The following is a 12402-nucleotide window of genomic DNA, read 5'->3' as shown; positions in this document are numbered from 1 at the left end:
CGAATGCGCGACCCCTATGAGGTCTTGGGGGTGCCGCGGAGCGCCAGCGCTGCCGCGATCAAGAGCGCCTATCGCAAGCTGGCCAAGAAGCACCATCCTGACAGCAACAAGGGTGATCCGAAGGCTGCCGAACGCTTCGCCGAGATCAACTCGGCCAACGAGATCCTCGGCGACGAGGACAAGCGCAAGCAGTTTGACCGCGGCGAGATCGACGCCGAGGGCAAGCCGCGCTTCCAGGGTTTTCCGGGCGGCGGCGGTCCTCGCGGCCGCGCGGGCCCTGGCGGATTCGAAAGCTATACGTTCCGAAGCGGCGGTGCGGGCGGCCCGGGCGGCGGCGCGTTCGAGGACATCCTCAACAGCATGTTCGGCGGCGGGATGCGCGGCGCGCGGCCCGGAGCCGGCGCCCAGTTCGAGTTCGACACTGGCGGCATCGGGCTCGATCTCGACGTCAACGTCGCTATGAGCGTCTCGCTGGAAGAGGCGGTCAAGGGCGGCGAGAAGCGTGTCCGGCTGCCGACGGGCAAGGAGCTCAACGTCAAGATTCCGGCCGGGGTCACCGAGGGCCAGCAGATCAGGCTGCGGGGGCAGGGAGAAAGTGCGCAGGGCCATCCGCCCGGCGATCTCCTGATCACCATCAACATTGCACCGCACCCGTTCTTCAAGGTCGAAGGCGCAGACCTCAGGATCGACCTGCCGGTCACGCTCTACGAGGCGGTGCTCGGCGGCAAGGTCCGCGTGCCGACCCTCGGCAATGCCGTGGAGCTCTCGGTCCCCAAGAACACCTCCAGCGGTCGGACCTTCCGCCTCAAGGGCAAGGGCCTTCCGAAAGCCGGCGGAATCGGGGATCTCTTCGTCATCATCAGGATTATGCTACCGGACGGGAACGACGCCGAGCTTGAAGCATTGATGGAGAAGTGGCGGGACCAACACCCCTACAATCCACGTAGCGGTGTCGGTTAGGGCGAGAGCGAACTGAAGGGGTTCTCCTAAAGGACCACGGCATCGTCCTGGAGATGATGCCCATCATACGCCTGAGGCGTGGTAGCGCTTCATGGTTTCGACGTGTCGGCTGTCCGGCGGGGCAGCCGATAAAAAGGTGCGGCCTCGAGAGGGGGACCAGCGCGGTACCAAAAACCCCAATCGAGGCCGCCCGCGTCGATCGGCGGATCGAACGCCACTCATAATCGCGTGAACACCCGGTGCGATAATGAGACGCGTCGATGTCCTGATTCCAAATTTTCGATGACGGAATCTAGGCACAGCGCTTGTGCGGTTGTCTAGGTGCCATTTTTCTCTGCTTGGTCGTAGACGGCCTGCGCCACCTTGGTCAGCCGCTCGCGATCGCTGCTGCCGCTGACGACGTAGCCGACGCCGCGCTCGGACCAGAACAACGCGCCGTCCTTGTCCGTCTTGGCGTAGCGCATTTGCGTCGCACCATTCTCGGTCTTGGCGCTGTAGATCGTGTACCGCTCGCCCGAAGCGCCCTCGTACATCAGGAACGACGCCGGGCCGTTCGGTCCCGGCAGAAGCCGGCCGCCGACCAGCTTCAGCCCGCTCGCCTCCAGGTTCGGCGCGAACACGGTCCAGCCGCAGCGCCGGGTCAGCCAGGCCTGCAAGTGATCGCGCTCGTTGCCGCCGACCTCAACGGGGTGGCGGACCTCGACGACATAGAGGCGGTGGGCATCGAGTGCGTCCGCCGTAAAGCTCCGGAAGGTCGAGGGTGCGTTGGCGGCGCCATGCGCCACCCAGCCGGCGGTGCCGCCGGCGACGAAGGCGACCAGCACGGCCGCGGCGGCGCCATAAAACCATTGCCGCGGGCGGCGCTCCAGCCTCTCGAGCTCGAGCCGTGCGGGCACCCGTTCATGGGCAATCGAATCGTAACGCGCGTGCAGCATCTCGGCCATGGTCCGCCAGGACTGCACCCGCTCGGCGTCCTCGGGGTGGGCGGCAAGAAAGGCCTCGACGTCGGCGCGTCGCTCGGCCGGCAGCTCGCCGTCGACATAGGCGTGCAGTTCGTCCTCGGTCACTGGGATGTTGCGGTCGTTCATATCGGTCGTCTCTGGCTCTGCGGCCCAAAATGTCTTCTGCGAGTTAGCTTCGCGCAGCTCACTATCCGGCTGCGGGCGGAGATCGTTCGATGCATCGACCCGGCCATCATTTCACCCGCCTGAGCGCCGTACGCTCGCCCTCCAGCGAGGCTTTGACGTGGGCTCTTGCGCGCGCCAGGCGCGACATCACGGTGCCGATCGGCACGCCCTGGATGTCGGCAACCTCGCGGTAGCTCATGCCTTCCAGCATCACCAGCAGCAGCACCGAACGTTGCTCCTCGACGAGGGTGGTCAGCGCCTTCTCGATGTCGCGTCCTTCGGCCTCGGTCCCGCTTGCATCGGGGTTGTTATCCGTCAGCGGCATGAATTGCGGCCGCCTTGCCAGCGAGCGCCGTCGGTTTTTGTTGAGGTTGGTCAGGATCGTATAGAGCCAGCTCCTGACGTCGCCTCCGAGAAACAGCCGCTCCGAACGCAGCGCGCGTACCAACGTATCCTGGACCAGATCGTCGGCCGCATCGGCATCGCGTGTGAGCGCGCGGGCGTAGCGGCGCAACGCCGGGATCATGGCTTCCACACTCTGGCGAAACGCACTCATTGCGGTCCTGACATCCCTGGCGTTAGGCGCGCGCCTATAGCGATCATAACACCCAAGCGGAACGGCTATTCCGGCACTCGAAACAGCGTTAATGCGGATTAGGGCTGTACCGCGGGGGAGGGCTGGTGTACCTCCAGACCTCAACGAGAGTTCGACGGGACGTGCAAAAAATGGCGCAGAATTCGGGTCTGATGCAAGGAAAGCGCGGGGTCATCCTCGGCGTCGCCAACAACCGCTCGATCGCCTGGGGCATCGCCAAGGCATGCCACGCCGCGGGCGCCGAGCTCGCCTTCACCTATCAGGGCGATGCGCTGAAGAAGCGCGTCGAGCCGCTCGCCGCCGAGATCGGCGGCCTCGTGCTCGGCCATTGCGACGTCACCGATGCCGCGACCATCGATGCCGTCTTCGCTGTGCTGAAGGAGAAATGGGGCAAGATCGACTTCCTGGTGCATGCGATCGCCTATGGCGAGCAGCTCGACGGCCGCTACGTCGACACCACGCAGGAGAATTTTTCGAAGTCGATGCTGATCTCCTGCTATTCGTTCACGGCGGTGGCGCAGCGCGCCGAGAAGCTGATGACGGATGGCGGCTCGCTGATCACGCTCTCCTATTACGGCGCCGAGAAGTGGATGCCGCACTACAACGTCATGGGCGTGGCCAAGGCGGCGCTGGAAGCCAGCGTGCGCTATCTCGCTGCCGATCTCGGCGAGAAGAACATTCGCGTCAACGCGATCTCGGCAGGTCCCATCAAGACGCTGGCGGCGTCCGGCATCGGCGACTTCCGCTATATCCTGAAGTGGAACGAGACCAACGCGCCGATGCGGCGCAACGTCTCCACCGAAGACGTCGGCGGCAGCGCGCTGTATTTCCTCTCCGACCTCTCGCGCGGCGTCACCGGCGAGGTGCACCACGTCGATTCCGGCTATCACGTGCTCGGCATGAAGCGGCCGGATGCGCCTGATATCTCGCTTGGCGGGAAGGACTAGCCTCTAACTGAAATGCCCAAGCCTACGATCTACTATCTTCGCCACGGCGAGACCGAGTGGAATGCGCTCGGCAGGCTTCAGGGCACCAGGGACATTCCGCTGAACGCGCGCGGCCTCAGCCAGGCCGTGCAGGCTGGCGGCATTCTCGCCGACCTGTTCAAGCGCGACGGGCACGACAAGGCCGCGCTGGCTTACGTGTCGAGCCCGCTCGGCCGTGCGCGCCAGACCATGGAGCTCGCGCGCGGCAAGCTCGAATTGCCGCCTGCCGATTACGCGCTCGATGATCGTCTGCGCGAGATCGGCTACGGCACCTGGGAGGGGCTGACGCTAGCCGAGAGCGAGGCGAGGGATCCGGACATCTATGCCAGGCGTCTCGCCGACAAATGGACCGTGGGGCCTGCGGGTGGGGAGACCTACGCCGACGTGCAGGTCCGCGTGCGCGCTTGGTACGACCAACTCCTGACCGACACCGTCGCGGTGGCCCATGGCGGGACCTGCCGGGCCCTGATGGTGTCCCTGGGGCTGGAGACACCGGCAAGCGCCGCCGATCTCTATATCGAGCAGGGCGCCGTCTACGTGTTCCGCGACGGGCGGTTGGAGAAGTGTAGTTAGGGGCCGCCCCATCCCTACCGTCATGCCCGGGCTTGTCCCGGGCATCCACGGACTTTTTCGGTTTTGGTGTGCGCAAGAACGTGGATGGCCGGGACAAGCCCGGCCATGACGCTGTGGCAGGCATTTGACCGCCCCTTCAGATCGCGTTAGGTCACGGTGACATTCATCATAAACGTTGCAAGTCAACGTTACGCGGCAGTTCGGGATGTCCTTCAATACCTTCGGCCACATGTTCCGCGTCACCACCTTCGGCGAGAGCCATGGGGTGGCGATCGGCTGCGTGGTCGACGGCTGCCCGCCGATGATCCCGCTCACCGAGGCCGACATCCAGCGGGATCTCGACCGCCGCCGTCCCGGCCAGTCGCGCTTCACCACCCAGCGCCAGGAGCCGGACCAGGTGAAGATCCTGTCTGGCGTGATGGCCCATCCCGAGACTGGCGTTCAGGTGACGACGGGCACGCCGATCGGCCTTCTGATCGAGAACACCGACCAGCGCTCGAAGGACTATTCCGAGATCAAGGACAAGTTTCGTCCCGGTCACGCCGACTTCACCTATGAGGCGAAATACGGCCTGCGCGACTATCGCGGCGGCGGGCGCTCCTCGGCGCGCGAGACCGCGATGCGCGTTGCGGCCGGCGCCATCGCCCGGAAAGTGCTGCCCGACGTCAAGGTGCGGGGCGCCCTGGTGCAGATCGGCCCGCACAAGATCGACCGCGACAAGTGGGACTGGGACGAGGTCGCCAACAATTCGTTCTTCTGCCCGGACAAGGACAAGGCCGCGTTCTTCGAGACCTATCTCGACGGCATCCGCAAGAGCGGCTCCTCGATCGGTGCCGTGATCGAGGTCGTCGCCGAAGGCGTGCCGGCAGGTCTTGGTGCGCCGATCTACGCCAAGCTCGATTCCGATCTGGCGGGCGCGATGATGACCATCAACGCCGTGAAGGGCGTCGAGATCGGCGCCGGTTTTGGTGCGGCAGAACTGACTGGTGAGGAGAACGCCGACGAGATGCGTTCCGGCAATGACGGCACGCGCTTCCTCTCCAACCACGCCGGCGGCGTGCTGGGCGGCATCTCCACCGGACAGCCCGTGGTGGTGCGTTTCGCGGTGAAGCCGACCTCGTCGATCCTGCAGCCGCGTCTCACCGTCGATCGGCAAGGTACCGAGACCGAGATATTCACCAAGGGCCGCCACGACCCCTGCGTCGGCATCCGCGCCGTCCCCGTCGGCGAGGCCATGATGGCCTGCGTGCTGGCCGATCACTTCCTGCGCGATCGCGGGCAGGTGGGACGCTGAACTTGCGGTACTAGTCCACCGCGCAGCTTGACGGCTCCACAACTTCGTCCGCAAATGCGGCCATGAACAGCTCCGAGCTTCAGCGCATCTCCAACTGGCTGATTGACGGCACTTGGGCGGCTCAGGAGCCGGCCGTAGGGATTGCCGATTTCTGCGAACGTCTGGTCGCGGCCGGCCTGCCGCTGTGGCGGTTCGGCATCTTCATCCGTACGCTGCATCCCGAAGTTTTCGGCCGCAACTTCATCTGGCAGCAGGGCCAGGGAGTCGAAGTCGGCAGCGTCGATTTCGAGATCCTGGACACGCCCGAATTCGCCCGCAGCCCGCTGCGCGTCGTGTTCGAGCAGGGGATCGAGGTCAGGGGCCGCGCAAGCGATCCCGACAGCAAGCGATTTCCGTTCCTTGAGGACATGCGCGCCGAAGGCGCGACCGACTATGTCGCGGTGCCGGTGCCTTTTCTCGACGGCTCCATTCACGCGACGAGCTGGATTACGAAGCAGTCCGGCGGCTTCAGCGACGACGACATCGCGACGATTCGCTCCCTCGTGACGCCGCTCGCGCGCATCAGCGAGATCATCAGCCAGCGGCGCACCGCCGAGATGCTGCTCGACACCTATGTCGGCAACCGCGCCGGCGCGCGCGTTCTCGGCGGCCAGATCCGCCGCGGCCACCACGACACCATGCAGGCCGCGATCTGGTTGTCGGACCTGCGCGGCTTCACCGCGCTGTCGGACCGGCTGCCGCCCGAGACGGTTGTCCAGATCCTCAATCATTATTTCGACTGCCAGGTCACGGCGATCCGAAACCATGGCGGCGAGGTGCTGAAGTTCATGGGCGACGGCCTGCTCGCCGTGTTCCCGATCGACGAATATGTCGGCGATGCCGCCCATGTCTGCGCGCACGTGCTGGAGGCGGCGCGCGAATCCCGCGCCAGCGTCGAGGCGCTCGCCTTTCCGGTCGGCGACGTCGTCGAGCGCTTCCGCTTTGGCGTCGCGCTGCATGTCGGCAACATCCTTTACGGCAATATCGGCGGCGGCAACCGCCTCGACTTCACCTGCATCGGCCCGGCGGTCAATCTCGCCGCAAGGCTGGAGAAGATCACGGGGCGCCTGGGGCGGACCGTCGTCGCCTCGGAAGGTTTTGCCAATGTCTGCCGCCATGATTGGCACCAGCTCGGCGAGTTTCCGATCGCGGGATTCTCCAAGGCGCAGCGTGTGTACGGGCTGGCGGATGAGACGTCGGTGGTGATGGCGTGAAAGTCGATCCGTGCTCTCGCATGTGAGACCATGGGCATCCTTGGCGCTCTCCCTGTGCCTGACTGGCTGCGGGTTCGTTCAAGACGAAGCGGTTGATGGGCCTTATCGTCTCGTCGCCCTCGACGTCGATGAAGATATGATGCTTTGCCGATCCATCGGCACCGATGCAGATTGTGTAGGCGATGGTCTGCCGGGGCCTACGGTGTTTCAGGCCGGCGCGAATGCCCGGTACATCGTGTTCGCTCGCCACCCGCGCAAGCGGGGAGAGCAACCGAACCGTTCGGTCACGGAGTTCTACTATATCGCACGAGAGGCGAATGAGCGGGACGTTTTGGTGCAGGTATCCGTGAGTGGCCCTTTCAATGAAGCTGAATGGCAGGAGGAGAAGCGAAGGCTGCAGCTTCCGGAGTTCAGCAAGGTCTTTGCCAAATTGAAGTAGCACGCGGCCAGATCATCTTGGCGCGCCTTGACCGCACTTCTAGGCTGTATGCCTCACTCCTCCGGCTCTGTCGTGAACAGCAGCGGATAGCCCTTGGCACGGCCGGCGTCGGTGGCGCGCGTTGCCTTGGTTTCGGCGACGTCCTTGGTGAATACGGCCACCACGCAGGCGCCCAGCTTGTGCGCGGTGATCATCACCTTATAGGCCTGATCCTCGGTCATGCGGAATTCGGCTTTCAGCACCATGGTGACGAATTCACGCGGCGTGTAGTCGTCGTTGATCAGGATGACCTTGTGGAGCTTCGGCCGCTCGACCTTGGTCCTGGTCCTGGTTTTCGGTTTGGTGACGGTATCGTTCATCGTGTCCCGAAACGCTCTGGCTCGGATGAGCCACCAGCCAACGCATCATACCGCAGGAGCGGGCAGCGCTCCAAGATACGCGGCCGCTCGCCACTATGCCGTCGCGGCTGGGCAGGAATGCACGACTTGCGCCTGCTCGAGTTACGGAAGCGCGCGAACGAGCTGTAATGCGGCGATCAGAGCGCCCACCGACAGCACGACCGACGCAATCATGTAGGCGGCGGATGCCCATGTCTGGCCGCGCTCGATCAGAAACCAGGCATCCAGCGAGAACGTCGAGAACGTCGTGTATCCGCCACAAATCCCGACCGTCAGAAACATCCGCGCGGCCTGCGGCAGGTTCCATTTGGTCGCGAACAGCGCGGTGAAAATGCCGATCAGGAACGATCCGGTGACGTTGACGATCAGCGTGCCCCACGGAAAATCCGTACCGAACGCGCGGCCCGACCCGATCGCAACGAGATAGCGTATGACCGCGCCGAGCGCTCCGCCGCCGGCGACAGCGAGAATGTATTGAATGTTCAATGTCTCGGTCCCCACTTCGCCATTTGCTTCACTTGCCCTCCGTGGCCAGACCCTTGCCGACGGCGAGCAGCCCCACCAGCGAAACCAGCGCGAATCCAAGCCCGGCAAGAAACGTTCCCGCCGGTCCATAGGCGTCCCACAGCGCACCCGCGATCACGCTCGCAGCCAGCAAGGCAAGCCCGGTGAACAGGTTGAAATAGCCGAAGGCGGTGCCGCGCAGGCTTGGCGGGGCGGCATCGGCGACCATGGCCGAGAGCAGGCCCTGCGTCAGTCCCATATGGAGTCCCCACAGCACGACTCCGAGCGCGAGGCCCGCAAGGCTCGGGAGCAGCGCCAGCGCGAGGTCGGCCGCGGCGAGGAAGACCAGGCCGAACGCGAGCAGGCCGGTCCGGTTGATCCGGTCCGACAGCACGCCGGCCGGATAGGCCGACAGTGCATAGGCGACGTTCATCAGCACCAGTACAGCCGGCACCCACATCACGTCGAGCCCGATGTTCTGTGCGCGCAAGATTAGGAAAGCCTCGCTGAAGCGCGCGAGCGTGAACACGACGCCCACGGCGACGACGCGCCAATAGACCGCTCCGAGCTGGCGCATTGCGGCGAGATTGAGCGGATTTTCGGCACGTTTCCGGCTCGGATCGGGATCCGGCTCCTTCACCGCGAACGCGATCAGCCCGAAGGACAGGAAGGCCGGCAGCACCGCCACCCAGAACACGAGGGTAAAATTGTCTGCCGTCCACCACATCAGGCCGATTGCCACGAGCGGCCCGACGAAGGCGCCGATTGTGTCGAGCGATTGCCGCAGGCCAAAACTCGCGCCGCGCAGGCCGACGGGGGCGATATCGGCGATCAGCGCATCGCGCGGCGCGCCGCGAATGCCCTTGCCGACGCGATCGATGAAGCGCGCCGCCACCAGCCATCCGACGCTGGGCGCGAGCGGGAACAGCGGCTTGGTGAAGGCGGCCAGCCCATAGCCGAGCGCGGCGAGCAGCTTGCGGCGGCCGAGCCAGTCCGACAGCGCACCGGAGAAGATCTTGGTGATCGAGGCGGTCGCCTCAGCAACACCCTCGATGAAGCCGACGGTGAGGGTGGAGGCGCCGAGCACGGTGACGAGATAGACCGGCAGCAGCGCGTGGATCATCTCGGAGGAGATGTCCATGAACATCGAGACGAAGCCGAGCACCCAGATCCCTCTGGGCAGCGTGGTCCGTACGGCATTCGGTGTCGTCATCGTCACGTCTTCGTGGTCCCCTCGCATTCGCCTGCCGGCCGCCAGCAGGCAACAAAAAACCCGCCATCGGCGGGTACGTCCATGCTCCCGCCAAAGGCAGAGGCCCAAGATTGCCTCTCCTCGAGCAGGAGTCATCAGCCCATGAGGTCATCGACCGCCGGGCGGTTGTCGGGGGACTCCATCCCCATCTGTGCGACCAACCTAGCATGGAAATCGTGCCGGACAAGTGGGCGGGGGGCGCGGGCCTCCGCCGTCAGCTGTCATTCCGGAAATGCGCAGCATCGAACCCGGGAACATGGCGGCAGACTCGCACAACGTGTGAATTCCTAACTCGAATGTGAAGCACAAGCGATCTTCGGCCTTTGCGGCAAGCCGATTGCATGTCACCATCGCGTCATACGACGGGAGACTGCGATGCGTTTGCTGTTCTCGATCGGGGCTGTGCTGGTGGCCGGCATGCTTGCCGGAGGGGATGTCGCGGGCATCGCGGCACCAGGACCCAAATTCGAATCGCCCAGAGCTCAACCGCAGCGGCTTGCGGCCGACAAGGACGCGCAGAGCGTCGATGTCGAGCTGATCCTCGCGGTCGACGTGTCCTACTCGATGGACATGGACGAGCTCGCGATCCAGCGCGAGGGCTATGCGCAGGCGATCCAGTCGAAGGAGTTCCTGCAGGCGCTGAAGCTCGGCCCGAACGGCCGCATCGCAGTGACCTATTTCGAGTGGGCCGCCTCCAGCGACCAGAAGATCATCATTCCCTGGCGGCTGATCGATGGTCCGGAGACGGCGGACGCGGTTGCCGCCGAGATCATGAAGACGCCGATCCGGCGCGCTTCGCGCACCTCGATATCAGGCGCGATCAACTTCGCGATGCCGCTGTTCGACGAGGATCCCTATCGCGGCCTGCGCCGTGTCATCGACATTTCCGGCGACGGTCCGAACAACAATGGTGGCCCGGTCACGATGGCGCGTGACGCTGCGCTGGAGAAAGGCATCGTCATCAACGGCCTGCCGATCATGGTCAAGGAGCCGTCCTATTCGACCATGGATATCGACAATCTCGATCTTTATTACGAGGACTGCGTCATCGGAGGGCCGGGGTCCTTCGTCATCACGATCAAGGAGCGCGACAAGTTCAAGGAAGCGATCCGCACCAAGCTGCTGATGGAAATCGCCGGCCGCACGCCGGAGCGCCCGGTGATGCGCGTTGCCGACAAGGAGCCGCGCGTCAATTGCCTCATCGGCGAGAAGATCTGGTCCGACCGCTGGGGACGGTGAGGGGGCGGTTTTTTCCGGCGGCATCACGCCCACCAGTTCCGGCTGAGACCTTTTGCCCGCCCGAACCATGCGCGCGCTTAACGGCTCGTTAACGGCTGCGTGGCCCTAATCGCATCGTTACTGTTCGTTCCCGCCGGCATCCTGACCTGCCCAAACCAGCGAAAGCGGGTTTGTCAGGCCCGTCCGAGCAATCCAATGGCCATCGTCACATCGAGCACCAGCCAGATTTCGCCCGCCAACGAGCGGCTGTATCGCCAGAGCGCTCTGCTCGGTGACTGGAAGGGCAATTGGGTGGGCAACAACCAGCCCGTCGGCTTCAAGGTCGTCAACATCCGCGGGGCCCGGGCGCAGGTCGAGTACACCAACAACGGGCGCACCGAGCGCGGGTTTGCCGAGGTTAAGGGCACGCTCATCACCTTCGGCGGCGTCACGGTCGGCACCAAGGACGGCAAGAACATGGTGATGCTGTTCTCGTTCGGGGGCGTTGGCAAGCAGACCGCCAATCTGCAAAAGCAGGACCCGCCCGCGTCCGACAACCGCCTGATGGGAAGCTGGGGCGGCTATTCCAGCGAGAACGGCAAGAGCGCGAGCTTCAAGGTGCTGTCGGTCAATGGCAAGGAGGCCGAGGTCAGCGTCACCACCGACGGCGTCACCCGCAAGGGCACCGGCTTCGTCTACAAGAACGTCATCATGTTCGGACAGACGCAGATCGCAAGCGACGACGGGCAGAACGGCAAGATCATCTACCAGGTGGGCACCAAATCCTTCATGGTGCCGGTGACGAAATATCCGCCGGCGGATTCGTCGTCGTCGGTCGATAGGACGGCATAACACTTTACGGCGCTGTTCCGCCGGGGTGAGCCAGCGCCTTCAATTCTCGGTCGACCTGCCGCAGCATTGCGCAGGCCTGCGCGAAACCGCCATCAGCGACGAGTCGCCAGATTTCGTCGGCCTGCTCCACCAGGTGCGGAATCGTCAGCGGCAGGCCGGCTGCCTCCTGTAGCGCCCCCTTCTCGTTGATCAGATAGCGCTCGTTCACTGCGAACAGCACCTGCGCAATGCAGGCGAGCGACCTGTAGAGGCATCCCGCGACATGGGTCCGCTCGTTGCGTGCCGCCGCGAGCTCGGCATTCTCGATGCTGAACAGGACCTCCCATTGGAAGCGCCGGATCAGGGCGCTGCGCAGATCCTCCGGATAGGGAAGTGCGATCGATTTGAGCCGGGCGATCACGCCGCTCGGATCGTGCAGCGGCTGACAATATGCGATCTCGCCCATCCAGATGGTCGAGCAGAAGCCGTGCGGATGGCCGGGTTGGTAGTCCATGGTAACCACGCCGGCGCGGCAGGATTCCATGACGGCCTCGACCGCGTCGGCGTCGCGGTAGAGCAGGTCGACCTTGCGGCCTCCCACCGAAAGCCAGGCGCCGCCAACGATCCACGGGCCCCATTCTCCGACGGGCGTCACCGTCGTGGCGGCGGGATCGTCCGCGATCGCCCGCGCGGCGGCCAGCAACCGTTCGGTGCCGAGCGCTGACTTGAAATAGAGTCCGATGTCGTAGTCCGAGGCCGCGTGCGCGCGGCCTCGCGCGCGAGACCCGCCGAGCACGACAGCTTGAACGCCGGGTACATCGGCAAGAACGGATGTCAGGCGGGTGAGCAGCGGATCGTGAGGCATCAGGTGCGGTTCCCCGAAAGACCTGCGGCCGCGAGGGCCGGTGCAGTCGCTCCGCTGGCATTGATGATGGTCGCGGAGTATAGTTTTGCAGGGTTTTAGACGGTAGC

14 protein-coding genes and 1 riboswitch are annotated in these 12402 nt (G+C 64.6%); of the genes, 8 read left to right on the top strand and 6 right to left on the bottom strand.

Annotated features, from left to right (window positions below):
- Positions 1 to 3 precede the first annotated feature (3 nt).
- Positions 4 to 960, top strand: coding sequence for a J domain-containing protein (locus tag ABIA45_RS17020; protein ID WP_271542501.1), 957 nt, complete (start codon positions 4 to 6; stop codon positions 958 to 960).
- A 317-nt stretch (positions 961 to 1277) separates the two neighbouring features.
- Here ABIA45_RS17020 and ABIA45_RS17015 read toward each other — a convergent pair whose 3' ends face one another.
- Together ABIA45_RS17015 and ABIA45_RS17010 are read right to left on the bottom strand one after the other, a co-directional pair.
- Entirely contained in the window at positions 1278 to 2048 is a 771-nt protein-coding gene (locus ABIA45_RS17015; RefSeq protein ID WP_157284796.1) for an anti-sigma factor, read from the bottom strand.
- Between the two features lie 106 nt (positions 2049 to 2154).
- Positions 2155 to 2643: an RNA polymerase sigma factor gene (locus ABIA45_RS17010; RefSeq protein WP_157284797.1), complete on the bottom strand. Its 489-nt coding sequence runs from the start codon at positions 2641 to 2643 to the stop codon at positions 2155 to 2157.
- Positions 2644 to 2813: 170 nt separating this feature from the next.
- Here ABIA45_RS17010 and fabI point away from each other — a divergent pair, with 170 nt between their 5' ends.
- The 5 genes from fabI to ABIA45_RS16985 all read left to right on the top strand — a co-directional run bounded on the left by fabI (position 2814) and on the right by ABIA45_RS16985 (position 7227).
- Positions 2814 to 3629, top strand: coding sequence for an enoyl-ACP reductase FabI (gene fabI, locus ABIA45_RS17005; protein ID WP_018648668.1), 816 nt, complete (start codon positions 2814 to 2816; stop codon positions 3627 to 3629).
- A gap of 12 nt (positions 3630 to 3641) precedes the next feature.
- The gene (locus ABIA45_RS17000) at positions 3642 to 4241 is read left to right on the top strand and encodes a histidine phosphatase family protein (RefSeq protein ID WP_271542494.1); all 600 of its coding nucleotides are present in this window, start codon (positions 3642 to 3644) and stop codon (positions 4239 to 4241) included.
- 205 nt (positions 4242 to 4446) lie between these two features.
- Positions 4447 to 5535 (top strand): chorismate synthase, encoded by a 1089-nt coding sequence (aroC, locus tag ABIA45_RS16995; protein ID WP_404652900.1) that lies wholly within the window; start codon positions 4447 to 4449, stop codon positions 5533 to 5535.
- 62 nt (positions 5536 to 5597) lie between these two features.
- A complete protein-coding gene (locus ABIA45_RS16990; protein ID WP_404652898.1) occupies positions 5598 to 6788 on the top strand; it encodes an adenylate/guanylate cyclase domain-containing protein in 1191 nt (396 codons plus the stop codon).
- A gap of 40 nt (positions 6789 to 6828) precedes the next feature.
- On the top strand, positions 6829 to 7227 hold the full coding sequence (locus tag ABIA45_RS16985; protein ID WP_271542488.1) for a hypothetical protein: 399 nt from the start codon (positions 6829 to 6831) through the stop codon (positions 7225 to 7227).
- Positions 7228 to 7280: 53 nt separating this feature from the next.
- On the opposite strand, the gene clpS is transcribed toward ABIA45_RS16985, so the two are convergent.
- From clpS to ABIA45_RS16970, 3 genes are all read right to left on the bottom strand, one after another.
- Positions 7281 to 7586, bottom strand: coding sequence for an ATP-dependent Clp protease adapter ClpS (clpS, locus tag ABIA45_RS16980; RefSeq protein WP_036004073.1), 306 nt, complete (start codon positions 7584 to 7586; stop codon positions 7281 to 7283).
- A 141-nt stretch (positions 7587 to 7727) separates the two neighbouring features.
- Positions 7728 to 8111, bottom strand: a complete 384-nt coding sequence (crcB, locus tag ABIA45_RS16975; RefSeq protein ID WP_271542485.1) for a fluoride efflux transporter CrcB — start codon at positions 8109 to 8111, stop codon at positions 7728 to 7730.
- Between the two features lie 28 nt (positions 8112 to 8139).
- Positions 8140 to 9342 carry an MFS transporter gene (locus tag ABIA45_RS16970; RefSeq protein WP_271542483.1) on the bottom strand — a complete coding sequence of 401 codons (1203 nt, stop codon included), beginning with the start codon at positions 9340 to 9342 and terminating at the stop codon, positions 8140 to 8142.
- A gap of 118 nt (positions 9343 to 9460) precedes the next feature.
- A riboswitch (Fluoride riboswitch) is annotated at positions 9461 to 9537 on the bottom strand.
- Between the two features lie 219 nt (positions 9538 to 9756).
- Between ABIA45_RS16970 and ABIA45_RS16965 the strand changes: the two genes are divergently transcribed.
- Together ABIA45_RS16965 and ABIA45_RS16960 are read left to right on the top strand one after the other, a co-directional pair.
- Entirely contained in the window at positions 9757 to 10620 is an 864-nt protein-coding gene (locus tag ABIA45_RS16965; RefSeq protein ID WP_404652895.1) for a DUF1194 domain-containing protein, read from the top strand.
- 195 nt (positions 10621 to 10815) lie between these two features.
- Positions 10816 to 11451: a hypothetical protein gene (locus ABIA45_RS16960; RefSeq protein WP_193760406.1), complete on the top strand. Its 636-nt coding sequence runs from the start codon at positions 10816 to 10818 to the stop codon at positions 11449 to 11451.
- Positions 11452 to 11455: 4 nt separating this feature from the next.
- Here ABIA45_RS16960 and ABIA45_RS16955 read toward each other — a convergent pair whose 3' ends face one another.
- Positions 11456 to 12295: a nucleotidyltransferase domain-containing protein gene (locus ABIA45_RS16955; protein WP_404652892.1), complete on the bottom strand. Its 840-nt coding sequence runs from the start codon at positions 12293 to 12295 to the stop codon at positions 11456 to 11458.
- Between the last annotated feature and the right edge of the window lie 107 nt (positions 12296 to 12402).

Origin of the sequence: Bradyrhizobium sp. USDA 336 (genome assembly GCF_044908355.1) — a bacterium.
Lineage (GTDB): Bacteria > Pseudomonadota > Alphaproteobacteria > Rhizobiales > Xanthobacteraceae > Bradyrhizobium > Bradyrhizobium yuanmingense.
The sequence above is the reverse complement of the archived record's forward strand: the minus strand, read 5'-3'. Positions and strand labels throughout refer to the sequence as shown.

Coding starts and splice junctions, on each gene's coding strand:
- ABIA45_RS17020 (WP_271542501.1), top strand. CDS start 4: ATGCGCGACCCCTATGAGGTCTTGGGGGTGCCGCGGAGCGCCAGCGCT.
- ABIA45_RS17015 (WP_157284796.1), bottom strand. CDS start 2,048: ATGAACGACCGCAACATCCCAGTGACCGAGGACGAACTGCACGCCTAT.
- ABIA45_RS17010 (WP_157284797.1), bottom strand. CDS start 2,643: ATGAGTGCGTTTCGCCAGAGTGTGGAAGCCATGATCCCGGCGTTGCGC.
- fabI (WP_018648668.1), top strand. CDS start 2,814: ATGGCGCAGAATTCGGGTCTGATGCAAGGAAAGCGCGGGGTCATCCTC.
- ABIA45_RS17000 (WP_271542494.1), top strand. CDS start 3,642: ATGCCCAAGCCTACGATCTACTATCTTCGCCACGGCGAGACCGAGTGG.
- aroC (WP_404652900.1), top strand. CDS start 4,447: ATGTCCTTCAATACCTTCGGCCACATGTTCCGCGTCACCACCTTCGGC.
- ABIA45_RS16990 (WP_404652898.1), top strand. CDS start 5,598: ATGAACAGCTCCGAGCTTCAGCGCATCTCCAACTGGCTGATTGACGGC.
- clpS (WP_036004073.1), bottom strand. CDS start 7,586: ATGAACGATACCGTCACCAAACCGAAAACCAGGACCAGGACCAAGGTC.
- ABIA45_RS16970 (WP_271542483.1), bottom strand. CDS start 9,342: ATGACGACACCGAATGCCGTACGGACCACGCTGCCCAGAGGGATCTGG.
- ABIA45_RS16965 (WP_404652895.1), top strand. CDS start 9,757: ATGCGTTTGCTGTTCTCGATCGGGGCTGTGCTGGTGGCCGGCATGCTT.
- ABIA45_RS16960 (WP_193760406.1), top strand. CDS start 10,816: ATGGCCATCGTCACATCGAGCACCAGCCAGATTTCGCCCGCCAACGAG.
- ABIA45_RS16955 (WP_404652892.1), bottom strand. CDS start 12,295: ATGCCTCACGATCCGCTGCTCACCCGCCTGACATCCGTTCTTGCCGAT.